Source organism: Pseudarthrobacter sp. NKDBFgelt (genome assembly GCF_046097905.1).
In the GTDB taxonomy this organism is placed as follows: Bacteria; Actinomycetota; Actinomycetes; order Actinomycetales; family Micrococcaceae; genus Arthrobacter; species Arthrobacter polychromogenes.
In genome coordinates, this window is sequence record NZ_JBJURL010000030.1 from 17,867 (window position 1) to 40,430 (window position 22,564).

Genomic DNA, 22,564 nt, shown 5'->3' on the forward strand with positions numbered 1-22,564 from the left:
GGGAACCAACCGAAGGAATAACCATGAGCAGGATCTTTGTCACGGGCGGCGCCGGCCGCCTGGGCCGCAGTGTTGTGGCGGGGCTCGCCGCAAAGGGCCATCACGTCATCTCGGTGGACCGCGACGCCGTTCCGGCGGACCAGCTGCCCGCCGGCGTCGTGCAGGAAACGGCCGACCTCCTGGCCCCGGGCGAGGCGCTGCGCCTGCTCCGGGACACCACGCCCGACGCCGTCATCCACCTTGCCGCCATAGCCGTACCGTTCAGCGCGCCCGAGGACGTCATCTTCGCCACGAACACGCGGCTCGCGTTCGCCGTGATCAGCGCGGCCACCGAAGTGGGCGTGCAGAAGATTGTCACGGCCAGCAGTCCCACCGTGCTGGGATACGGTTCGCCGGCGGGCTGGCTGCCGCCGTCGTTCCCGCTGGATGAGCGGACGCCGCCGCGGCCGTGGAACGCCTACGCGCTGTCCAAACTCATCGCGGAGCAGACCGTCCAGACCTTCGCTGCAGCACAGGGCGAGAAGATCCGTTACGCGGCGTTCCGCCCCTGCTATGTGATCTCGCCGGAGGAATGGGAGGGCGCACCGACGCAGCAGGGCCACACCCTTGCTGAGCGGCTGGCCGATCCCGCTCTGTCCGCGCCCGCGCTGTTCAACTACGTGGATGCCCGGGACGTGGCGGACTTCCTGGACCTGCTGCTGGAGAAGATGCCGTCCATCCCCAACGGGGAAACCTTCTTTGTAGGAGCCGCGGACGCCCTTGCCACAGCACCGCTGGCCGAACTGATGCCGAAATTCCTGCCCGGAAGCGAAGCCCTCAGCGCGGGTCTCACCGGAACCAGCCCGGCCTTCTCCATCGCCAAAGCCCAGGAACTCCTGGGCTGGCACCCCACGCGCAGCTGGCGCACCGAACTCAAGTCCAACACCCCACTCAACGACGAGAGCTCCGCGCTGGTCAGCGCCGGCAGTGGAGCCAAGGAGACACCATGAAATTCGACGGCGTACTGTTCTTCCCCGTCACCCCGTTCACGCTCGAAGGCACTGTTGACGTTGAGCTGCTGAAGGAACACATCAGCTCCCGGCTTCCGTTCGGGCCCGGCGGCGTGTTCCCCGCCTGCGGCACCGGCGAATTCCACGCCCTCAGCATCGAGGAGGTCCGCACCGTGGTGACGGCCGCCGTCGAGGTCGTTGCCGGACAGGTCCCGGTAGTCGCCGGCGCCGGAGGGCCGCTGGGCCATGCGATTGCCGCCGCCCGCGCCGCGGAAGAAGCAGGCGCCGACGCCCTCCTGGTGCTCCCGCCGTATTTGGTCACCGGCCCCACCGACGGGCTTGTGGCCTACATCGAGGCCGTGGCCAATGCCAGCAGCCTGCCGGTGATTGTCTACCACCGCGGCAACGCAAAGTTCACCGCCGCTTCGATGGCCCGGCTGGCTGGCAATCCCAAGGTCGTCGGCTTCAAGGACGGGCTGGGAGACGTTGGCCTGGCCCAGGAAATCGTCTCTGCGGTGCGTGCCACCGGACGCCAGGACTTCGCCCTCTTCAACGGCCTGCTGACCGCCGAACTGACCCAGGGCGCCTACCGCGGACTGGGCATCCCGTTGTACTCTTCCGCGGCATTCGCCATGGCCCCGGAGATCGCCAAGGCCTATTACGACGCCTACGAAGCCGGCGATGAGGACCGCCGCAACGCCCTGTTGGAAGGCTTCTACGCACCGCTGGTACGCCTTCGCGACCAGACGCCCGGTTTCGGTGTTTCGCTGATCAAGGCAGGCCTGCGGCTGGGCGGACTTCCCGTCGGCTCCGTGCGCCCGCCGCTGGTGGATCCCACCGAGGAGCAGTTGGTGCAGCTGAAGGCCATCCTCGCCAAGGGCTACGAGCTGGCTGGCCGCTGATGAGCGCCCCCGCGGCTGTTGCCGTCCGCACGGAGCTGCGCATCACGGGCCTCACCACCCGGCTCATCACGGTTCCGCTGCGCCGCAGCTGGGGCGTGGAGGCACCTGAAAACCACGTGATCGTCACAGAGATCCATACGGACGACGGCGGTGCGGGGCACGGTTTCTCCTGGACCCCCACCATTGGTCCGCAGGCGGTCAAGGCCCTGCTGGACTACGACATCGCCCCTTTCGTCACCGGGCTGCCCGCCCACCCGGAGACGGTGTGGGATGCGCTGTGGAAGCGGCTGCATGAGGCCGGCGGCGGGGGACTGACCACCATCGCCATGGCCGGCGTGGACCTGGCCCTGTGGGACCTCCAGGCATCGCGGGCCCAGACCTCCGTGACCGGACTCTTGGGGCAGCGCCAGGAATCCGCGGAGGTTTACGGCTCCGGGGTGAACCTGCACTACTCGCTCGAAGAACTGGTGGCGCAGACTGAGCGCTGGGTTGCCGCCGGGCATCAGGCGGTCAAGATCAAGGTGGGCAAGCCGGACATCCGGGAGGACGCCGAACGGGTTGCCGCTGTCCGGTCCGTGTTGGGGCCGGACCGGAAGCTGATGATCGACGCCAACCAGCGCTGGGACCTCCCCACCACCCTCAAAGCCCTGGACGTGCTGGCCGGCTTCGGGCTGGAGTGGCTTGAGGAACCCATCCGGGCTGACGACCTCTGGGCCTACCGCAGGCTCCGGAAGCACTCGCCCGTGCCGATCGCCCTCGGCGAAAACCTGCACACCATCTACCGCTTCCGCGATTTCATAGAGGCGGAAGCAGTGGACATCATCCAGCCGAACATCATCCGGGTGGGCGGCATCACCCCCTTTAGGCGCATCGTTGAACTTGCCCGGACCAACAGCATCAAGGTCATGCCGCACCTGCTGCCGGAGCTGTCCGGCCAGCTGGCGCTGACGCTTGCGGAGCCCACCCTGGTGGAAGACGTGGAGGAGGCATCCTTTGAGCAGCTGGGGATCCTGGCAGGACCTTCGCCGGTACGGTTCAGCAACAGCCGGGTGACCCTCACCAACCAGCCCGGACTCGGCTTCCGCTTCGCCGACGCGCGCTAGAGCAGGGCCACCCAGACCTGATGACTCCTGACACGATGAATCCAGACCCACAGAACAGGTACCCCAAGTGACAACTGCGACCCTTTCCCTGTCCGAGCTCACGGCTGCCGCCACCCAGGCCGCCAAAATTTCTGCAGCTTCATCGGATGCTGACCGCGCGGCCTGGCTCACGGCCGTGGCGGACGCCCTGGACGCGAACGCCGCCGAACTGGTGGAGATTGCCGATTCCGAGACCAGCCTTGGCGCAGCCCGCCTCACTGGCGAAGTGGCCCGGACAACCGGCCAGCTGCGCCTGTTCGCGCGCGTCATCACCGAGGGCTCCTACCTGGAAGCCGTGATCGACCACGCGGACCCCGCCTCCACGCCGCCCAAGCCGGACCTCCGGCGCATCCTGCGGCCCATCGGACCGGTTGCGGTCTTCTCCGCCTCCAACTTCCCGTTCGCTTTCTCCGTGGCCGGCGGCGACACTGCCTCGGCGCTGGCCGTGGGCTGCTCCGTCATTGTCAAAGCCCACTCGGGCCACCTCCGCCTTTCTGAGCGGACGGCGGAAATCGTCACCGAAGCACTCCGCGCAGCCGGTGCTCCGGAAGGCCTGTTCGCCCTGGTGAGCGGCCGCGAGGTGGGAACCGCGCTGGTCCAGGATCCGGCCATCAAGGCGGTGGGCTTCACCGGGTCCATCCCCGGCGGCCGCGCCCTCTTTGACCTTGCGACGTCCCGTCCGGACCCCATCCCGTTCTACGGCGAACTGGGCAGCCTGAACCCGGTGGTGGTGACCGGGGCCGCCCTGGCAGAGCGTGCCGGGCAGCTCGCGGAAGGCCTGGCGGGATCCTTCACCCTGGGCGCCGGACAGTTCTGCACCAAGCCCGGACTCGTCTTCATCCCCGCTGGAACGGACTTTGCCGCGAAAGTGGCGGCTGCCAGCAAGGACAAGCCTGCCCTGGGCATGCTCACCAGCCGGATTGCAGAGGCCTACCCGGACGGCCTGCGCAGCTTCGCGTCGGTGGACGGCGTGGATGTGGTCAGCGGCACCGTGGACCAGGACGCAGTGTCCGACGGCGCCGCCCCCGTGGTCTTTTCCACTTCCGCCGCAAAGGTTCTGGAGCGCCCCGAGGAACTGCTGGAAGAATGCTTCGGCCCCACCACCATGCTGATCGAGTACTCGGGCCAGGAGGAGCTGTCCGCGGTCCTGGCCAAGGTGCCGGGCAGCCTCACCGCCACCGTGCACGCACAGCCTGGCGAGGACGTGTCCGTCCTTGTGGACCAGCTTTCCGAGCTGGCCGGCCGCGTCCTCTTCGACGGCTGGCCCACCGGTGTGGCCGTCAACTGGGCCCAGCAGCACGGCGGCCCGTACCCGGCCACCACGTCCCTGTTCACCTCGGTAGGCGCGACGGCGGTCCGCCGCTTCCAGCGTCCGGTTGCTTACCAGGATGCGCCAGAGACGGTCCTGCACCCGGCCCTGCATGAAAGCAACCCCTTGGGCATCCCGCGCCGGGTGGACGGGGAACTCCGCCTCCCCTGACACGCCCTCTCAGTTGATGTCGCTTTAACCCAAACGCTCTCTCAGTTGATGTTGCTTTAGCCGAAACGCCCTCTCAGTTGATGTCGCTTTAACCCAAACGCTCTCTCAGTTGATGTTGCTTTAGCCGAAACGCCCTCTCACTTGTGAACTGCTCCCCGGAAGTTGGACTGAGAAATTCAGTTTCGACTTCCGGGGAGCAGTTTTATGCGTGCTATTTGTTCTTTGTCTGCGGTCCAGCGCGAGGCGGCGGTAGCGTGGTTTGAGAAGGGCGTTGGGTACCGGGCTGTGGCTCGTTTGCTTGAGACGCCTTGGGTGCCGGTCAGGGCACTGTATGGGCGGTGGAGGATTCATGGTCAAGGAGTGCTGGTGAGCGAACCGGCGAAGTCGTACTCGTTTGAGTTCAAGCTGGCGTTAGTTGAACGGTTCCTCGCGGGCGAGACCGGCCCGGACCTGGCTGTAGAGGCCGGCTTGTCCTCGCGTCAGTTGCTGCAAAAGTGGGTCCAGGCGTATCGCCGTGACGGAGCTGAAGCATTACGTCCCAAGGCCAAAGGCAGGCCTGCGAAGTCCTCGGCTCCACCTCCACCGGCGGAGTTAACTGAACTGGAACGGTTACGCCGGGAGAATGAGCGGCTCCGCGCGGAGGTGGCGTACTTGGGAAAACTGCGAGCCTTGAGGGATCAGGGACGACGCTGAAGGTCCAGGCCGTCGTTTCCCTCGCGCCCTAGAATCCCATTAAGCCAGTCCAACTATCGGGGACCAGTTCTTGATGTTGCTTTACCCGAAACGCTCTCCCAGTTGGTGCCGGAAGTACGGCGCCAACTGAGAGAGCGTTTATGGTTTTGCTGCAGGATCTGAGAGAGCGTTTCTGGTTTTGCTGCAGGATCTGAGAGAGCGTTTGGCCTAGAGCTGGAGGGTGGCCGGGCGCTGGAGGCCGTTCACTGTGGTGGAAGGCCAGCGGGGGTCGACGGTGAGGACCTGCAGGCCGGACGCGGTGAGCTGGACGGTGTCCTCGATCTTGACGCCGGGCCCGGACGGATTCCAGGTGAAGGCCTGGCCCAGGACCACGGTGTCGGTGGCGGCGGCAGTGACGCGGGGATCCCGGCCCGCGTAGCCGGCCGGCCCGCCCTGGTGGTGCTGCTCCCACTGGTCTGCGCCGAAGCCATGGCGGGCGTACGCAGCCTTGATCTCGGCAAAAATGCGATCCAACCGGGCGCCCGGGACGGTGGCGTCGAAGATGTCCGCCTCCACCGCGGCAATGCGTGCCTCGGCGTCGCGCTCTTCTGCTGTGCCGGCGTCGAACCTTACCCAGCGGGTGATGTTGGCCACCATGCCGTCCCTGCGGGCGCACACCACGGCCATGGCGCGGCGTCCCAGGCGCGAGTGGGTGGCCAGCGGGTGCCGGAATTCGCTCCGGCTGCTCCCGTTGCATAGCAGGACCAGCGGCTCCGCACCGGCTGCGACCACCCGCGCAGCGAGGGCGGAGACCAGCTCAAACTCGGTGGTTTCCGGCCGGGCCGTGGACAGCACGTCCGTCATCAGGGCTGCAACCTCGGCGCTGAGGCTGGCGTACCGCGTGCTCTCGCTGGGGAGCAGCTGTTGGCGGGCCGCGCGCAGCTCGGCGGCGACGTCCGCTTCGGCCACCGGCACGGTGTTCGTCCCGGGACGGCCGACGGCGGCGGCGGCCTCGTGCAGGTTGTCGTACCAAGGCACAGAGTGCAGGGTGACGCCGGACGGCAGCTCCTCGGCGGCGATACGTCCGGCCTCGTTGTTGAACGTGACCAGGTGGTCGCCCCCGCGGTCCACCAGGACAGCTGCGATGGGATCACCGGCCAGGCTGATGTGCACCCGGCTGCCGTCCAGGTACCACGTCAGGGCGGTGTTGGTGGTCAGCAGCAGGGAATCCTGGCCCTTTGCGTCAAGGATCTCCAGCACCCGCTGGCGCTTGATGGCACGGTCCTCCGCGGAGGCGGGGGCCGCCCTGCCCGAAAGCAAGGAAGCGTCGGCTGTTGTCTGGGTCATGAACGGTTCCCTTGCTGGTTGATGAGTGCTTCGATGTCGGTTGTGCCCAGGATGCCGTCGGCCACAAAAACGGTGATGCTGCGTTGAACGGGGGTTCCCGGTTCGGCGATGACCGGGGTATCCCAGGCTAGGGACTGGCCCACTCCCGGGTAGCCGTCCACCCGGACGAACCAGGGGTCCGTGGACCCCTCCGAGGCCACGAACACGAGGGTGGCGCTGCCGCCGTCGAACGTGCCCGCCCAGGCCAGCCACGGCGTGACTGAACCGTGCACCCCTGGTTCGCCGGCACCGGATGGCGTCCATACGGTGGCGTCCGCACAGGCGGGCAGGCGCCAGAAGAACCCGCCGTAGCCGCCTTCAAACCGGCCGTTGGAACCGGGGCTGCCCAGGCTGACCGGCCGGTCACCGGCGGGGGAGAGGGCAAAATCCAGGGACAGGCGCCAGGCGGAGGAGCCAACGCCGGACCATTCCCAGGTGCGGTCCTCGTGAAGGACCGGCACGCCGTCCGGCCCGTTCCAGCTCAGGGTCTCCTGCAGCCGGCCTGCGGTGCCGCCGGCCTGCGCAGCCGTGTCTTCAACCTGGGTGTCCGCGGGCGTGATGCTGCCGTGGTCCGGGCGCCAGACGTACTGGCCGGCTTCGCGCGTGTAGGTGCGGCCGCCCCAGAAGTTGGTGCCGTCCACGTCCTGGAGGGCCACGCCCGCCCCGAGGTGCCACACATGGTCCAGCGGCTGGTGGTCCGTCACCACGGTGCCCGCGAGGGTCCGGACGGGGTGCAGGTACGGCCGCGGCGAGGACACTGCCCGGATCCGGCTGCCGTCCTGGTACTCCGCAACAGCCTTGCCGTCCAGGGTGAGGGTGCGGACCGGCGGCAGTTTCCGGGCCCACGGCACACCGAGTTCCGCGAAGGTGGCCTGGGCTTTGGCTGCCCTTGCGATCACGGCCGCGATGTCCTGGACCACCGGATGGGCGTCGTCGCCTTCGCCCTCCCAGGTGATGTGGCCCGGGTTGATGGATTGTGGCGCGGGCGCTGTCCGGATGGCTTCCAGCACCGTGGTGAAGGCGCCGGTATCCGGCAGGGCGCACAGCAGCGGTGCCCCGCTGGAGCGGGCATCCAGCAGGTTCTCCAGCAGGTCGGTCCGGCCGAATGTCTCGCGGCGCTCGCCGTCAGGGGTGCTGATGACCACCTCGTCCTCAGTGTAGAAGAGCGTGATCTCACCGCGGGTGCCGTGCACCGTCACGGAAGGCCGCTGCTGTTCCGGCGCGCACAGCGTCAGTCCGCACAGCAGCGTGGAGCCGCCTGTGGTGCGGACGCGGATGATGGAGGTGTCGTCACTTTCGGTGTCATGCGCCCGGTACAGGTCCGTCTCCACTGATTCGACGTCGGCCATTGTGTGGGCGCCGGCCAGGTGGAGGCCCGTGGCTACCGCATGGGCAAGGGCGTTGGTTGCCACGCCGTCCACTACGTCGATGCCGTCCAGGCTGCGCTTTCCGGCCCAGCGTGAGCGCTTGAAGTAGGCCCTGTTCCGCACCCACTGCCCAGTGGCGCTTAGGCCCAGCACGTCGCCGATGCCGCCGGCTTCCACAAGGGTCCGGATAGCTGGCAGCGCCTGCGAGCCCAGGCTTTGGAATCCCACCTGGAGCAGCCGTCCGGTGGCCTCGGCAGCAGCGAGTACCTCCCGGAACTGCCCGAGCGAGGCCACCGGCGGTTTCTCCACATACACATCCTTGCCCGCGGCCAGCGCCGCAAGGGCCAGCGGAGCGTGCGTTTGGATGGGCGTGGCGAGGATGACGACGTCGACGCCCGGGTCCCCTGCCAGCAGCTGGGCAAGGTCGCCGAAGACGGCTACGGATTCTGCCAGGCGTCCCGGAGCCGGGGGATTGGGATCCGCGACGGCGACCAGTTCCAGGGTGCCGGCTGCTTCGAGCCTGGCGAGGTTGGCAAGGTGCCGTTCACCGAAGCCGTGCACGCCCACCAGGGCGATGCGCGGAACGGCTGCCGGGACGGCGCTTCCCCCGGAGTGGCTTTCGCGTTCCGCGGTGGCGGATTGATCAATCATCAGGAGGGTCCTTGGTAGCTGAGGGGAAGGGTTTGGGGTTCATCGGCGCCGAGCGAGGCGGACAGGAAGCCGAGCGCTTCCTGTTGCATGCCGGCGGTAAACACGTGGCCGCCCGGCCAGAAGCTTCCGGTGTAGGTCCCGGGGCTGTGGAGTGACTCAAGGACCCGGTGGGCGTCACGCATCCCGGCTTCGGGGAAGAGCTGGTCCGCCAGGGCATACTGCACCAGCAGCCTGTCCGCTCCGGACCTGGCTGTGAGCTCCGGCCAGTCATCCAGCTTCCAGAGGCCGGGGGTCTGCAGCAGCCACGAGTGGGCGTCCAGGTAGGAGGGCAGCAGTGACTGGAACGTGGTCATCATGCAGGTCACGACGTAGGTTTTGATGCGGGGACTCAGCGCCGCGAGGGCCAGGGAACGGCCGCCGCCGCCGGAGAATCCGATGCAGCCCAGCCGGTCCTGGTCCACATCCGGCAGCCCCGCGAGGACCCCCAGGGCGGCCAGGTCGTCGTGGGCCACCATGCCTGCCAGGCTGGTGCCCAGTAGGCCGGCCGTCTTGGCCACGGTCTCTTCGTGGAAACCTGCGGCGGCGTTGTAGACGTCGGCATCGGAAGGCACGACGCCGTCCTCCCGCCACTGTGCCTGCCTCGCCTCCAGTGCCGACGCCGTCCGCCAAGGCGGGACGGAAAGGTCGAAGCGGCGGCTGCCCCAGGCGAAGGCGTCATGGGCCAGGACTGCGAAGCCCCTCCGTGCCACGTCCGTGGCAAGGGCGCGGCCGTCGTAGTGGCCGGCCTGGGCGGCCTCCGCCGACGGATGCTGCTCCGGGAGTTCCACCAGCCGGTCCGCCCCGCCGAATTTGTTGCCGCCGTGGCAGTGCAGCGCAAGGACACCGGGCAGGGGCCCGGAACTGCCGGCCGGACGGACCAGCCAGCCGGTAGTCCGGGGGCCGAAGCCCAACTGCCAGCTGAGCTGGGAGGTGGTGACGCCGTCGTGCGTCTCCTCCCACTGGACCGCCACGTCAGGCTGCTGCTGCGCTCCCGGGACGCCCAGGGCGTCCGCGAGCTCCTGCGCAGCCGGCGTGGCTGCCTGGTGGCGGGGGTGGTGCTGGACGTAGGCAGGCCAGTCCTCGTAGCCGGCCATGGCGCTGGGCCTGACGGGCACGGTGCTTTCAGTCACTGGCCTGCCTCCTGTTCGGGATGTTGTTGTGATGGCTGAACCAGCCGGCGGTCAGCCCAGGTTCGAGTTGACTTCCTGGATGAAGCCCTTGGCCGCGTCCCGTGGTGAGATCTTGCCGAACAGGACATCCGTATTGAACCTGTTCAGGACCTCCATGGTGGCCGAGGAACCTGCGGGGAACGGCAGCGGCGGCTCGATGTCCATCTCCGCAATGCGGTCCAGGTACTCCGCTTCCTTCTGCTGGGATTCCTTCAGGAGGGGAGTGATGGCCGCCTTGAGCTCGGTGTTGGCCGGCATGCCGCGGTCACTCTTGATCTTGGTGGCAGCGTCCACGTTGTTCACCAGGTAATTGATGAAGAGGGCGGCTTCCTTGGGGTGCGCGGACTTGGAGGAGATGGCGTACTCCATGGAGGAGCGCAGCCACGCGCCGGGCGTCTTGCTTTCGCCCGGCATCTTCATCATCACCAGCGGTGAGCCGGAGTAGGAGTTCATCTGGTTGCTCCAGGAGATCTTCATGCCCTGTTTACCCTGGCCCATGAGCGTCATTTCGGGCTGCGCAGAGCCGTCCTCCACGGTCTGCGAAGCGGACGGGGCGCCGCCGGTGTCCATGAGCTTCTTGTTGAGCTCGAACCACTCGGCGGCAGTGTCCTCGCTGATGCCCAGCTTCTTGCCGTCGTCGGTGTAGAGCTCCTCGCCGCTCTGGCGTGCCCATACCGCCAGGAAGGAGTCGTTGGACATGGGGGTGGTGCCGAAGGTTCCCGCCGGGGAGTTCTTGGTGATGTCAGCGGCGATCTGCGCGTAATCGTCCCAGGTCCAGGTTTCGTCGTCCGGAAGCTCCACGCCTGCTGCCTCGAAGACCTTGGGGTCGATCACCATGGACATGGAGTTCACGCCTGCGGTGAGCGTGTACTGCTTGCCGTCGATCTTGCCCAGGTCCACCGTGCCTTCGGCGAACTTGGAGGTGTCGATCTGGTCCTTGACCTCGTCCAGGTCCAGCAGCACGCCCCGGCTGGCGTATTCGCTGGGGTAGGCGCCGCTCATGGCGAAGACGTCCGGGGTGGTGCCGCCGGCGATCTGGGTGGCCATTTTGTCCCAGTAGGAGCTGAACTCGGTGTTCTCGCCCTGCACCTTGATGGTGGGGTTCGCGGCCTCGAAGTCCTTGATGACCTCCAGGGTGGTCTTGGCGCGGGAATCGTTGCCCCACCAGGCGAAACGGATGGTGACGGGATCCTCGACCGTCCCGACTTTCCCGGCCTCTGCGTTGCTGCCGCAACCCGTAAGTACCATGGCGAGGGCAGCTGTTGCGCCCGCAACCCCCATGACTGATTTCCTGAGACGTAACCGCATTGTCCTGCCCCTTATATGTTGTGGTTCTATTCGTAGTGACGTGTATAACAGAAAGCGTTTTCTCAAAAACTAACAAAGGGCTATACAGGAGTCAAGAAACCGTTTACTTTGGTACGGAGCCGCTTTTTCAATCCGCACCTCCCGCAACGGTGGGAACCCGCCGAGACTCCGGCGGCCACCCCCTCGGCCACGGGAGCGCACCTATCGCCCAGGCGATACCAAGAACGTGGAGGCCACGATGACCAAAGGAGACCACATGGCCGCTAAGCACATACCCAGGGCGCTGCGCCCGGCTGGAATGCCGGCAGCAGCGGGCCTGATGATACGAACGGGACGGCAACAGTGAGCGCCATCAGCGAACTCAGCTCCATCACCCGGCGGAAGGGCAAACTCACCGCCGCAGAGAAGAAGGCCAACGGCCGGGACAACAAGGCAGCGTATATCTTCCTGCTGCCGTGGCTGGTGGGCCTCGTCGCCATCACCTTCGGCCCCATGATCATGTCCTTGTACCTGTCCTTCACGGACTACAACCTGCTCCAGCCTCCGGAATGGGTAGGGCTGGAGAACTTTACCCGGATGCTCGATGATGCACGCCTGCACAACTCGCTCGGCGTGACCTTCACCTACGTGTTCGTCGGTGTGCCGCTCCAGCTTGCCGTAGCGCTCCTGATCGCCCTGGTCCTGGACAAGGGCCTGCGCGGCCTGCCGTTCTACCGCTCGGTGTTTTACCTGCCGTCCCTCCTGGGCGGTTCGGTGGCAGTCGCCATCCTCTGGAAGCAGATCTTCGGCACCACGGGCCTGGTGAACCAACATCTGGCTGCGCCAGAACAATATCGAGGCCTTCACCGAGGACGGCAAGCTCGGCTTCACCAAGGACGATATGAAGAAGTGGTGGAACCAGACTGCTGCCCTGCGCGGCACCCCGGCCATCGTTTCCGAAGAGCGCGTCACCCAGCTCGCCCCCAAGTCCCCGTTCGGCTCCAACGTAACCGCCACCGAGGTCACCTGGGACAACTTCATGGCAGGCTACCTTGCGGACAGCGGCGCCACGGAACTCAAGCTTGCTCCGGTCCCCTCGGATGACCCGGACAACCTGGGCCTGTTCCTGAAGCCCTCCATGCTGATGGTGGCCAGCGCCAAGACCAAGTACAAGGACGCTGCTGCCCGCTTCATCGACTTCATGGTCAACGACCCCGAGGTGGGCCAGATCTTCAAGACCTCCCGCGGTGTTCCGGCCTCGAAGACCCAGCGGGACGGGACCACCTTCGAAGGTACGGACAAGCTCGTGGTGGACTACGAGAAGTCCATCGAGCAGTACCTCAAGGACGCACCGGAGCCGCCGATCGTCGGTTTCGGCACGCTCGAGGCGTCCTTCAAGCGTGTTGCCTCGGACCTCAACTACGGCAAGCTCACCATCGACGGCGCCGCCGACGCATGGTTCAAGGAAGCCGAAGACCTCATCAAGCAGAACGCCTGATCAGGCACCTTGCCTGTGAAAGCTTTCATGACTGACGGAATGAACTTGTGACTCAAAGCCCAACACTGAGCAGGCGCTCGTCGTCGTCCGCCCCCTCGCTGCCGCGCAAGTCGCGGCAGCGGGGGGCGGATGCCCGCGCCGGCTACACCTTCCTGCTGCCCTGGCTGCTGGGATTCATCGCCCTCACTGTTGGGCCCATGATTTCCTCGCTCTACCTCTCCTTCACCAACTACAACCTGTTCGAGCCCCCCAAGTGGATTGGCCTGGACAACTACACCACCCTCTTCCAGGACGAACGCTTCCTGCAGTCGGTGGGCGTGACGGTCTCCTACGTGGTCTTCGGTACCCCGCTCAAGCTCGCGGCCGCACTGGCGGTGGCCATGCTGCTGAACAGTAAGCGCCGCGGCCAGGGTTTCTACCGCTCCGCGTTCTACGCCCCGTCCCTGATCGGCGCGTCAGTCTCCATCGCGATCGTCTGGAAAGCCATGTTCGGCGATGCCGGTCCGGTGGACCAGGGCCTCTCCTTCTTTGGGATCAACCTGGGCGGCTGGGTGGGCAACCCGGCCATGACCATGCCCATGTTCATCCTGCTGACCGTGTGGCAGTTCGGCGCCCCGATGGTGATCTTCCTCGCCGGCCTCAAGCAGATCCCGGCGGACCTCTACGAAGCGGCGTCCATGGACGGTGCCGGCCCGGTGCGGAAGTTCCTCAACATCACTTGGCCCATGCTCTCCCCGGTGATCTTCTTCAACCTGCTGATGGAAACCATCCACGCGTTCCAGATCTTCGCCTCTGCGTACATCATCTCCAACGGTGAAGGCGGCCCCGCCGGATCCACCCTCTTCTACACCCTCTACCTCTACCTGCGTGGTTTCAGCGACTTCCGGATGGGCTACGCCTCGGCCATGGCCTGGCTCCTGGTGATCGTCGTCGGCATCATCACGCTGATCTTCTTCAAGACCTCCAAGTCCTGGGTCCACTACAGCGGTGATGCAAAATGACAAGCACGGCAACCCCCACCCAGTCCCTCCCGGACGCAGAACTGGCGCACTACAACCCCAAGTCCGAATCGGCCGGGACCAAGCGCATCAAAAGCACCGTCTTCCACCTGGTGGCCCTCGCCCTCACGGCCATAGTCCTGTACCCGGGGCTGTGGATGATCGCCTCCGCGTTCAAGCCCAACTCTGAAATCGGTGGCTCCAACACCTCGCTGTGGTCCAACAACTTCAGCTTCGACAACTTCGTCACGGCCATGGACGGCATCGGCGGGGTGTCCACCCTGCAGTTCTTCACCAACTCGCTCATCCTGGCCATCGGCGCTGTGGTGGGAACCATCCTCTCCGCGTCCGTGTCAGCGTACGCGTTCGCCAGGATCAAGTTCCCCGGCCGCAGCATCTTCTTCGGCATGATGATCGCCACGCTGCTCCTGCCCTTCCACGTGGTGATCATCCCGCAGTACATCGTGTTCCAGCAGCTTGGCCTGGTGGACACCTACGTGCCGCTGCTGATCGGCAAGTTCCTCGCCGCCGACGCGTTTTTCGTGTTCCTCATGGTCCAGTTCATGCGCAACCTCCCTGCCGAACTGGACGAAGCAGCACGCATCGACGGCGCCGGCCACGTCCGGATCTTCACCTCCATCATGCTCCCGCTGATGAAGCCGGCCCTGATTTCGACGTCGATCTTCTCCTTCATCTGGAGCTGGAACGACTTCCTGGGCCCGCTGCTCTACCTGAACACCCCGGACAAGTACCCGCTGCCGCTGGCCCTGCGACTCTTCGTGGACCAGACCCAGTCCTCGGACTACGGCGCCATGATCGCCATGTCCGTCCTGGCCCTGCTGCCGGTGCTGATCTTCTTCCTGGTGTTCCAGCGGTACATTGTTGAAGGCGTCTCCACCCAGGGCCTCAAGGGCTGACGGAAAAACGAGACAGAGAATGAGCGTCATGGACAGCACCACACCCGCCCCCAACCACCACGAACCCGTCCCGGTCAACCGCTTCGCGCTGTTCTCCGAGACCCTGCTGGCAGGGGTGCTGGTGCTGGTGCTGTCCCTTCCGCTGGTGACGATCCCCGCCGCCTATGCGGCTGGGATCGCCCATCTGGAGCGCCACCTCTCGGGCAGGGACGATTCCGTCCGCGGCCTCTGGGGCACCTTCCAGGCTGCCCTGCCAGGCAGCTGGAAGCTTGGAATCACGACGGCGGCAGCCGCCGTCGTGATTATCCTTAACCTTTTGCTCGCTTGGGTGGGGCAGCTCCCGGGCCGGGAAGTGGTCCTGCCCGCCACCCTGCTCCTCGCGGCCGCCGGGGCAATCCTGCTCCTGCGCACCACCGCAGCGTGGTCTGATGCCGCCGGCGCCCACACGGATGCCCGCACCGCCTGGCGCTCAGCGCTCGAGGCCGGCCAGGCGCTGTCCCTCAAGGACTGGAGCGGGTCCCTCCTGCTCGCTGCCGCGCTCTTCGGAACCGTAGTGTTCGTCTGGATGCTGGCCGCCCTCTTCGTGGTGGTTCCCGGCACCCTGATCCTGGCGGCTGCGGCCGTCAAACTGCGTTCCACCCGCGCCTGAAGCACGTGCCTTTCAACCGCCAGCGCTCCAAGCAGTCCCTCCGCGCCGGCACAAACCAGCCGGCCTGGTACCAGCCCCTGACGCAGCGCAACTACCGCCTCTTCCTGGCACTGGTGTTCACCGGCAGCGTGGGCGTGTGGATGCAGCGGCTCGCGCAGGACTGGCTCGTGCTGCAGTTGACCGGCAGCCCCGCCGCGGTGGGGGTGGCCGTTGCCCTGCAGTTCCTCCCGATGCTGGTGGTGGGACCCCTGAGCGGCCTGCTGGTGGACATGTTTCCCAAGCGCCGGATCATGCTGTGCTGCCAGTCGGTGATCGCCATCCTGGCCCTTGGCCTCGCGGCGTGGGCCGCGAGCGGAACCATTACCGTTTGGGCCGTATACGCCAGCTGTGTGGCGCTGGGCGTCACGTCGGCCATCAACCAGCCGGCGGTCCAGGTCTTCGTCAACGAAGTGGTGGGCGACGCCAACCTCCGGCCGGCCATCGGCCTCAACAACGCCATCGGCCAGCTGGGAGCGATGGCGGGTCCGGCCGTGGGCGGTGTGGTCATCGCCCAGGCAGGATCGGCTGCTGCGTTCGCGGCGAACTCCGTGCTGTGCCTGCTGGTGCTCTGCCTCATCGCCGCCATCCGCCCCGCCGAGCTGCATCCCAGCACCCGGGCGGCGCGGGGGCGCGGGCAGCTCCTGGCCGGGTTCCGGTACGTCCGGGAACGGCCGTCCCTGCTGTTGGTCATCGCCCTGGCCGGACTCCTGGGAATGTTCGGCATGAACGGACCTGTGGTGCTGGCCGCCTTTGCCGAACGGGTGTGGCACAACGGCGTTGAAGGCTTCGGCCTGTTCAACACCGTCAGCGCCGTCGGCGCCCTGGCCGGTGCGCTGCTGGCCGCCCGGCTGCGGAGCCTGGGCCGGAGAGGGATCGTCGCCGCTGCAGGGCTATTCGGCCTGTCCCAGCTGGTGGCGGCCCTGATGCCCACCCTTACCCTGTTCATGGTGATGCTGGTGGTGGTGGGGCTCATGACCCTCCTGTTCCTGACCGGCGCGGCCACCGCCGTCCAGCTCGAGGCCGGGCCGGAGATCCGCGGCCGCGTGATGGCCCTCTACCTTCCCCTCCTGCTGGGCGGGCACGCGCTGGGAGGCCTCCTGGCGGGCTGGCTCACGGAGCAGTTCGGAGTGCGTACCGGACTGGTGGCCACCGGCGGGCTGGGCATGCTTTCCGCCCTTGTAATTGGGCTGTTGCTGTGGCGGCAAGGGCGCAGGGCGGGTGCCAGGCAGGCCTGAGCGTTGGCCTTCCCAGACCCATATCTGCCTCCCGCCACTGGGGTCCTCCGAAGCCTTGACGCGTGCGCCAGCTCACACCTAGGCTGTGGGAAACCGGTTTCTTTCAGGTCCCAGCAACCCGCGCCAAAGGACAAACAATGATGTTTCGCGCCCAGAAATCCCTGTTGCCCAAAGCTGCCGCCGCAGCGGCCGCCCTCTCCCTGGTCCTCACCGGGTGCGGCAGCTCGCCGGAAGCCGCGTCGGAAGGACCGGTGACCCTGCGGTTCAGCTGGTGGGGCTCCGACGTGCGGCACAAGATGACGGAGAAGCTGATTGAAGCCTTCGAGGCCGAGAATCCCAACATCAACGTCGAAGGGGAGTACGGCGACTGGTCCGGTTACTGGGACAAGCTGGCCACCCAGGTGGCCTCGCAGGATGCCCCGGACATCATCCAGATGGACGCGGCTTACCTGGGTGAGTATTCCGAGCGCGGCGCCCTGCTCGAGCTGAAGGATGTTGACCTGTCAAAGTTCGACCAGCCCGTGGCGGACTCCGGGAAAGTGGACGGCAAGCAATATGCCGTGACCAGTGGCGTGAACGCCATGGTTGTCCTGGCCAACCCCTCGCTGGTTTCGGCCAGCGGAGTGACCCTCCCGGACGATGAGGCGTGGACCTGGGAGGACCTCAATGACACCGCCGCGGCCATCACGGCAGCCAGCCCGGACGGCGTGTACGGGACGGGCCAGGTGAACAGCGATGCCGCGGCCAACCTGTGGTTCCGGCAGCACGGGAAGTCGCTGTTCACCCCGGACGGGGAGCTGGGATTTGATGAGGCAGCCCTGGCCGAGTGGTACGGGTACCAGGCGAAGATGCGCGACTCCAAGGCAGTGCCTCCGGCGTCGGTGATCACCGAGGACGCCAGCGCGTCCATCGACCAGCAGGGCTTGTCCACCAACAGGTTTGCCATGAACATGTACTGGTCCAACCAGCTGGGCGCCCTGAGCAAAGCCTCCGGGCAGGACCTGGAGATCCGGCGCCCGCCGAGCCTGGAGGGCAAGGCATCCGAAGCCCGGCAGTTCTACAAATCGTCCATGTTCTGGTCCGCCAGCTCCCGGACAAAGCACCCGGTGGAAGCGCAAAAGTTCATCGACTTCGTCACCAACAACCCCGTAGCCGGCGAGATCGGACTTGCGGACCGCGGCATCCCGGCCAACTCGGACATCCGGGAGGCCATAGCCGCCAAGCTGAGCCCTGCTGACGCAAAGACTGCAGAGTTCATCGATGAAATCTCGGACGAACTCGGAGAGGCCGTGCCGGTGCCGCCCGCCGGGTCCGCCGCAGTGGTGGAGGTCCTGGGCCGCTACTCGCTGGAGGTCCACTTCAGCCGCCTGTCGCCGCAGGACGCGGCAAAGAAGGCAATGGAGGAGGCAAAGAGCGCCCTTCTCTGACCGGTGGTGGCTACGCCCGGGGCGTGAAGCTCCACGTCCCGGCGTGCACCCTGAAATCCCGCGTCGCGTGCGCGGCCGGGACGTTCGCGGCAGCAGCAGCCCCGCCTTCCGCAGAGGAAGGCCCGACGGCGGCCTCCGCCGTCGTTCCTTTATCTCCGGACGCGACCGTGTACTTGCCCGCGGGCAGCCGGACAACTGCCGCCGTCCCGGCAGGGACCGTGCATTCCAGCCGTATCTGTCCACCCTCCCGGGTCCAGCTCGCTTCCACGTAGCCATTGCTGACGGGCACCGCGCCGCGGGCGTGGTCCAGCCGGCACAGCGGAGGCTCGATCAGCAGCTCCGCGCCTCCGGGGGAGCTGAACCGGACGCCGAGCAGGTGGTCCAGGATCTCCTTGACCACTGACGCGGACCAGGCGTGGGACTGGCTGTAGTCCGTTCCCTCCACCAGGTCCCAGGCCTCCCACGTGAAGGTGGCGCCGCGCTCCAGCAGGTTGGCCCAGCCGGGCTGGTCCCTGTCCGTCAGGAGATCCAGCACGGCGTCCGTCATGCCCTGGGAGAGCAGCGCGCGGACCAGCCGGTGGACCGTCAGCGGCCCCTGCTTCATCCCCATCGAAGCGATCCGCACCGCATCGGCGGTGGCGAACTCCGCAGCGGTGATGCCCAGGGAGAGCGGGAAGGACGCGGCATGCTGGGAGGCATGCGGGCTGGGTGTGCCATCGGCGTGCAGGCCGTCCACCATCACCCCGTCCACCCGCAGGCGGGTGCGGATTGCGTCGGCCAGCCGGCGGGCGGAGGATGCGTAACGGACGGCGGCATCATGCTCGCCTGCCACGCTGCAGAGCCGGGCCGTGGACACCAGCGCAGAGTAGGCCTGGGCGTTGACGGTGGTCTTCGCGGCGCACTCCATGTCGTAACCGAACCGCCCGGGTTCAGGCCAGTCCACGATGCCGTGAAGGTAGGGGCCGGAGCCGCCGCCCAGCCGGGTGACCAGTCCCGCCGTCGGCCCTTCCGCCGGAACGTACCGCAACGCGTAGTCTGCGGTGTTGCGCAGGTGCGGCAGCAGTTCCCGGACCAGGCCAAGGTCCCCGGTGCGCAGGTGGTACTCCTCGGCCCACTCAGGGACCATGAGGGAAAAATCAGGAATGTCCCGCTTGCCGTCGCCGTTGGGGTACACGGCGTTGTAGCGGCCGCGGTCCTGCCCCTCGGACCAGTAGCGGGCGGCGGACCAGGCGAACTCCCGCAGCGCCTGCGCCGTATAGGCATGCTCCCCGAAGAGGGCCATGGTGGCATACGAAATGTTCACCGCGTCCGCCAGGAACTGGCCCTTCTCCCGGGTGGGTGTGTCCACGAACTGTTCCTGGACGCCGTGCAGGGCCGAGTCGCGCAGCAGCGTGAAAACGCGGTCCAGCATGGGATCCGAGCTGCTGAAACTTCCCTCAGCCGGGTGGTGCCCGTGGACCAGCACGGCCCCGACGCGGGACACCTCGGCGGCCTCCACGCCGGGAAGCTCAAGGTAGCGGAAACCCAGGTGCACCGTGGCGCTGAACTGCTGGGGCCCGGCCGCCTGCGTATACGGGAAGGACATGTCTGTGTTCTGGCTTGCGGTCTTTCCCGCGTCCACCCGTCCGTCGGGCCGGAGGGCGTAGCCGGCCCGCATCATCACGGTGCGGCCGGGAACTCCGTCCAGGAAGTCCACTTCCGGGCGCCCGGGAAGAACCTGGCCGAAGTCCGCCACCATGGTGCCGTCGTCGGCCGTCAGGAAAGCCGCGGGAGCAACAAACCCGCCGGCCAGGAAGGTCCGGCGCGGGTGCAGCCCGGGGGACTCCGCTGAAGGGTGGCGGCCGCAGCTGATGGCTGGCGGCAGGTCCGGGGAAGATGGGGACGGGGAGGACGGCGCGGCGGCCAGGGCCCGTGCGGCCTGCCCGTCCAGGTGTTCCACGGGGTCGCCCTCGTCATTGCGGTAGCCGGACTGCCGGTACGGCGCCTCCCCGGCTGACCACTCCGGCCCGGAACAGAAGGCTTCGCGGCGGCCGTCCGTGTACTGCACGCTGATGCGCACCAGCAGGCCGGGGAGTCCGGCGGCACGTCCCTGGCCCGGGCCGTACCAGTGCAGCACTGCCGTCAGGGGAACGGCTGCGCCCGGAGGCTGGGCTGCGAGCAGTCCGGTGACGTCCGCGGCGTCGTAATAGCCTTCGCCCGGATAGCCGAAAGAGGTTGTTGCCAGGCAGGGGACACCGGCCAGGGAGATCTGCGCGTGGTGGTGGGCCGCCACGAAGAGCCGTGCCCGACGCACCGGGCCCGTGAGCTGCAGGGTGCTGCGGAATACTGTCCATTCGTCCGGCTGGCGGTGCGCCGTGGTGGCGGCCCACTGCGCCAGGCAGGCGCGGGCGTGGTCCCCGCTGGCGTCGAAGCGGTGCTCCAGCAGGACGGCGCCGGCACCGTCCTGGCCGCCGCTGGTGATGCGCAGCGATGCATACTCGGCCTGGCTGCGGGGACCCTGGTGTAGGGCGAGCTTCCCTGTGAACCCGTGATTGGCGGGCTCCTGCACCTCCAGCAGGTCCACGCCATCCAGCGCAACGGTGATGGTGTGGCCGTCGTCGGTGACCACGAGGTCCCGCCAGGAGCCGGGCACCAGGTCCTTGCCGGGCAGCCGCTCCTGGCGGACCTCCAGGTTCCGGTCCGCCCGGGCCCTGGCCAGCTCCGCGGTTTCGGGGACGGCCGGGGCTGGAATTTCCCACACCGGGGCATGGCGGAGGACCACCTCGCCGGCCGTGTTGAGTTCCAGCAGCAGGCCGGTGCCGGGGCCGCTGCTGCGAAGGATGAGTCCGGCCCACCCCATGACCGGGCGGACGCGGGCTTCGATGCGGATGGTGCGGGCAGGCGGGCAGGGAACCGGCAGGTGGGGTGAGCCCGCCACGCGTAGGGCGTTGTTCAGGATTTCCAGGGGGGCGCGGCCGCCGGGGGCGCGCCGGATCCAGTCGGCCTGCCAGGAAGCGTCCGGGAGGCCGGTGCTGAACATCTTCGGAGTAGACCATTCCCCGGGAATTCCTGCGGCATCGCGGACCCGCACCCGCCACGCGTAGTCCGTGTCGCCGTCGAGCGCAGGCCCGTCATATTGGACCCCGTGCTGCGCGGGGGAGGGGACCGGACCGGAGCTCCAGAACCTGAGCCCCTGCGAGTCCTCCACCGTGACCTCGTAGCCGGTCTGCAGGGCCCGCGCCGGATCGGAGCCGTCCGGCTGGGCCAGCTGCCAGCTGAAGGTGGGCCGGGGTGATGCGGTCAGGCACTCGGCGATGCCCTCCGTCAGCAGGTTGGCGGCGTGCAGCTGGCCCCGCGCCGTGGCCTGCGCCGTGGCCTGTACCGGGGTCGTTGCAGGCTGCGGGCGCATCAGGAAGCCGGCACGCTGAAGGCGCAAGGGGCCGATGTTGCCCACGGCAGGCCCAGCTCGCTGAACGTGGCGTGATCGCGGCCAGCACGTTCCAGGGCCGCCTCAATATCAATCACGACGGCGTGCGCTGCTTCCCCGTCGCCCTCCCACCTGACGTGGGCATCGCCGATGAGCGCGGGCAGCGGAGCGGTCCGGACCGCTTCCAGGACCAGCATGAAGGCACCGCTGTCCAGGAGGGGGCTGATCAGCGGGGATCCGGAATTGCGGTGGGACAGCAGGTTCTCGGTGAGGTCCTCGCGTCCGTACGTCTCCTCGGTGGTGCCCGACGCCGTGGTGACGGTGAGGCGGTCCTCCGTGTAGTGGAACACGGCAGTCCCGGCGGAGCCCTGCAGCGTGACATAGGGTTCCACGGATTCGGAAGCGCAGATGGTCAGGGCACAGGTGATGGGCAGGCCCGAGGCTGTCCGGATGCGGATCACCGAGGTGTCATCCGACTCGATGTCGTTGGCGCGGTACAGTTCGGTCTCCACCGATGCAACGTCGGCCGTGGTCCGTGCCCCGGCAATCCTCAGTGCTGTTGCCACTGCATGGGCCAGCGGATTGGTGGCCACGCCATCCACCACGTCCACGCCGTTGATGCTGCGCTTTCCAGCCCACCGGGAGCGCTTGTAGTAGGCCCGGTCCCGGACCCAGCGGCCCGTGGCGGAGATGCCCTGGAGCGTGCCGAGGGTGCCGGCTGCCACCAGGTTTTCGATTTCCTGCAGTGCGTGCGAGCCGAGGCTCTGGAAGCCGATCTGCACGCTCCTGCCGGACGCCGCCGCGGCATCGCAGAGCCGGTTGAAATCGGCCAGGGAAGCCACCGGGGGCTTCTCCAGGTACAGGTCCGCGTCGGTGCGCAAAGCAGCGAGCGCCAGCGGGGCGTGGGTCTGGATGGGGGTTGCCACGATGACCAGGTCCAGGGATGTGGTTGCGGACAGCAGTTCGTCGAGTCCCGGGAAGACCCGGGCGGAGGCCGGAACGGAGCCGGCTGCCGGCGGTTGCGGATCAGCCACGGCAACGAGCTCGACGGCGCCTGCCGCCTGAAGGTGTTCAAGGTTGCGGAGGTGGTGGGTGCCGAAGCCGTGCACGCCGACCAAAGCCACGCGGGCGGCCCTGGGGCCTGAGGTTCCGGAGGCAGCGCCGCGGCCAGCCGTTGCTGCCGCTGCCCGGGCGGGCGCGTCCGGGCTGTCGGTGCCGGTTGGCGTTGCCATGATTCTCCATTTCCGCCCAGCAGGGCACTGTTGCGTGGGCGCACGCGAACTCCAGCAAGCGCTTTCCACCCTTAGTGTG

16 protein-coding genes and 2 pseudogenes are annotated in these 22,564 nt (G+C 67.3%); 12 read left to right on the forward strand and 6 right to left on the reverse strand.

Annotated elements, in window-relative coordinates:
- Window positions 1-23: 23 nt before the first annotated feature.
- The 5 genes from ACKAE7_RS10015 (at window position 24) to ACKAE7_RS10035 (ending at window position 5,206) form a co-directional block, all read left to right on the forward strand.
- Window positions 24-989, forward strand: coding sequence for an NAD-dependent epimerase/dehydratase family protein (locus tag ACKAE7_RS10015; RefSeq protein ID WP_408979067.1), 966 nt, complete (start codon window positions 24-26; stop codon window positions 987-989).
- Window positions 986-1,891 carry a 5-dehydro-4-deoxyglucarate dehydratase gene (locus tag ACKAE7_RS10020; protein ID WP_408979068.1) on the forward strand — a complete coding sequence of 302 codons (906 nt, stop codon included), beginning with the start codon at window positions 986-988 and terminating at the stop codon, window positions 1,889-1,891. Before ACKAE7_RS10015 ends, ACKAE7_RS10020 begins: the two co-directional genes overlap by 4 nt.
- A complete protein-coding gene (locus tag ACKAE7_RS10025) occupies window positions 1,891-2,994 on the forward strand; it encodes a mandelate racemase/muconate lactonizing enzyme family protein (RefSeq protein WP_408979069.1) in 1,104 nt (367 codons plus the stop codon). Before ACKAE7_RS10020 ends, ACKAE7_RS10025 begins: the two co-directional genes overlap by 1 nt.
- 67 nt (window positions 2,995-3,061) lie before the next feature.
- Window positions 3,062-4,513 carry an aldehyde dehydrogenase (NADP(+)) gene (locus ACKAE7_RS10030; RefSeq protein ID WP_408979070.1) on the forward strand — a complete coding sequence of 484 codons (1,452 nt, stop codon included), beginning with the start codon at window positions 3,062-3,064 and terminating at the stop codon, window positions 4,511-4,513.
- A 366-nt stretch (window positions 4,514-4,879) separates the two neighbouring features.
- Window positions 4,880-5,206 (forward strand): helix-turn-helix domain-containing protein, encoded by a 327-nt coding sequence (locus ACKAE7_RS10035; RefSeq protein WP_408979071.1) that lies wholly within the window; start codon window positions 4,880-4,882, stop codon window positions 5,204-5,206.
- A 207-nt stretch (window positions 5,207-5,413) separates the two neighbouring features.
- Here ACKAE7_RS10035 and ACKAE7_RS10040 read toward each other — a convergent pair whose 3' ends face one another.
- From ACKAE7_RS10040 to ACKAE7_RS10055, 4 genes are all read right to left on the reverse strand, one after another.
- A complete protein-coding gene (locus ACKAE7_RS10040) occupies window positions 5,414-6,532 on the reverse strand; it encodes a M24 family metallopeptidase (RefSeq protein ID WP_408979072.1) in 1,119 nt (372 codons plus the stop codon).
- Entirely contained in the window at window positions 6,529-8,589 is a 2,061-nt protein-coding gene (locus tag ACKAE7_RS10045) for a DUF6807 family protein (RefSeq protein WP_408979073.1), read from the reverse strand. Before ACKAE7_RS10045 ends, ACKAE7_RS10040 begins: the two co-directional genes overlap by 4 nt.
- Entirely contained in the window at window positions 8,589-9,722 is a 1,134-nt protein-coding gene (locus ACKAE7_RS10050) for an acetylxylan esterase (protein WP_408979083.1), read from the reverse strand. Before ACKAE7_RS10050 ends, ACKAE7_RS10045 begins: the two co-directional genes overlap by 1 nt.
- An 87-nt stretch (window positions 9,723-9,809) precedes the next feature.
- Window positions 9,810-11,078: an ABC transporter substrate-binding protein gene (locus ACKAE7_RS10055; protein ID WP_188812551.1), complete on the reverse strand. Its 1,269-nt coding sequence runs from the start codon at window positions 11,076-11,078 to the stop codon at window positions 9,810-9,812.
- 369 nt (window positions 11,079-11,447) lie between these two features.
- On the opposite strand from ACKAE7_RS10055, the pseudogene ACKAE7_RS10060 reads away from it, so the two are divergent.
- The 7 genes and pseudogenes from ACKAE7_RS10060 to ACKAE7_RS10090 form a co-directional block, all read left to right on the forward strand.
- Window positions 11,448-11,924 (forward strand): annotated as a pseudogene (locus ACKAE7_RS10060) (carbohydrate ABC transporter permease); the annotation flags it as partial.
- Window positions 11,914-12,582 (forward strand): annotated as a pseudogene (locus ACKAE7_RS10065) (carbohydrate ABC transporter substrate-binding protein); the annotation flags it as partial. The pseudogenes ACKAE7_RS10060 and ACKAE7_RS10065, both read left to right, overlap by 11 nt.
- A gap of 47 nt (window positions 12,583-12,629) precedes the next feature.
- Complete coding sequence (locus ACKAE7_RS10070; RefSeq protein ID WP_190614671.1) at window positions 12,630-13,583, forward strand: ABC transporter permease subunit; 954 nt, start codon at window positions 12,630-12,632, stop codon at window positions 13,581-13,583.
- Window positions 13,580-14,497 carry a carbohydrate ABC transporter permease gene (locus ACKAE7_RS10075; protein WP_408979074.1) on the forward strand — a complete coding sequence of 306 codons (918 nt, stop codon included), beginning with the start codon at window positions 13,580-13,582 and terminating at the stop codon, window positions 14,495-14,497. The genes ACKAE7_RS10070 and ACKAE7_RS10075 overlap by 4 nt, the downstream gene beginning before the upstream one ends.
- Window positions 14,498-14,516: 19 nt before the next feature.
- On the forward strand, window positions 14,517-15,146 hold the full coding sequence (locus ACKAE7_RS10080; protein ID WP_408979075.1) for a Poxvirus protein I5: 630 nt from the start codon (window positions 14,517-14,519) through the stop codon (window positions 15,144-15,146).
- Between the two features lie 5 nt (window positions 15,147-15,151).
- On the forward strand, window positions 15,152-16,420 hold the full coding sequence (locus ACKAE7_RS10085) for an MFS transporter (protein ID WP_408979076.1): 1,269 nt from the start codon (window positions 15,152-15,154) through the stop codon (window positions 16,418-16,420).
- Between the two features lie 137 nt (window positions 16,421-16,557).
- Window positions 16,558-17,847 (forward strand): ABC transporter substrate-binding protein, encoded by a 1,290-nt coding sequence (locus tag ACKAE7_RS10090; RefSeq protein ID WP_188812567.1) that lies wholly within the window; start codon window positions 16,558-16,560, stop codon window positions 17,845-17,847.
- Between the two features lie 10 nt (window positions 17,848-17,857).
- Here ACKAE7_RS10090 and ACKAE7_RS10095 read toward each other — a convergent pair whose 3' ends face one another.
- Both ACKAE7_RS10095 and ACKAE7_RS10100 read right to left on the reverse strand, forming a co-directional pair.
- Window positions 17,858-21,235, reverse strand: coding sequence for a family 78 glycoside hydrolase catalytic domain (locus tag ACKAE7_RS10095; RefSeq protein ID WP_408979084.1), 3,378 nt, complete (start codon window positions 21,233-21,235; stop codon window positions 17,858-17,860).
- On the reverse strand, window positions 21,235-22,485 hold the full coding sequence (locus ACKAE7_RS10100) for a Gfo/Idh/MocA family protein (RefSeq protein ID WP_408979077.1): 1,251 nt from the start codon (window positions 22,483-22,485) through the stop codon (window positions 21,235-21,237). The genes ACKAE7_RS10095 and ACKAE7_RS10100 overlap by 1 nt, the downstream gene beginning before the upstream one ends.
- Between the last annotated feature and the right edge of the window lie 79 nt (window positions 22,486-22,564).

Excerpts from the sequence above, each read along its gene's own strand:
- ACKAE7_RS10015 (WP_408979067.1), top strand. The coding sequence starts at position 24 with ATGAGCAGGATCTTTGTCACGGGCGGCGCCGGCCGCCTGGGCCGCAGT.
- ACKAE7_RS10090 (WP_188812567.1), top strand. The coding sequence starts at position 16,558 with ATGATGTTTCGCGCCCAGAAATCCCTGTTGCCCAAAGCTGCCGCCGCA.
- ACKAE7_RS10095 (WP_408979084.1), bottom strand. The coding sequence starts at position 21,235 with ATGCGCCCGCAGCCTGCAACGACCCCGGTACAGGCCACGGCGCAGGCC.
- ACKAE7_RS10040 (WP_408979072.1), bottom strand. The coding sequence starts at position 6,532 with ATGACCCAGACAACAGCCGACGCTTCCTTGCTTTCGGGCAGGGCGGCC.
- ACKAE7_RS10075 (WP_408979074.1), top strand. The coding sequence starts at position 13,580 with ATGACAAGCACGGCAACCCCCACCCAGTCCCTCCCGGACGCAGAACTG.
- ACKAE7_RS10100 (WP_408979077.1), bottom strand. The coding sequence starts at position 22,485 with ATGGCAACGCCAACCGGCACCGACAGCCCGGACGCGCCCGCCCGGGCA.
- ACKAE7_RS10045 (WP_408979073.1), bottom strand. The coding sequence starts at position 8,589 with ATGATTGATCAATCCGCCACCGCGGAACGCGAAAGCCACTCCGGGGGA.
- ACKAE7_RS10020 (WP_408979068.1), top strand. The coding sequence starts at position 986 with ATGAAATTCGACGGCGTACTGTTCTTCCCCGTCACCCCGTTCACGCTC.
- ACKAE7_RS10050 (WP_408979083.1), bottom strand. The coding sequence starts at position 9,722 with ATGGCCGGCTACGAGGACTGGCCTGCCTACGTCCAGCACCACCCCCGC.
- ACKAE7_RS10080 (WP_408979075.1), top strand. The coding sequence starts at position 14,517 with ATGAGCGTCATGGACAGCACCACACCCGCCCCCAACCACCACGAACCC.
- ACKAE7_RS10025 (WP_408979069.1), top strand. The coding sequence starts at position 1,891 with ATGAGCGCCCCCGCGGCTGTTGCCGTCCGCACGGAGCTGCGCATCACG.
- ACKAE7_RS10055 (WP_188812551.1), bottom strand. The coding sequence starts at position 11,078 with ATGGGGGTTGCGGGCGCAACAGCTGCCCTCGCCATGGTACTTACGGGT.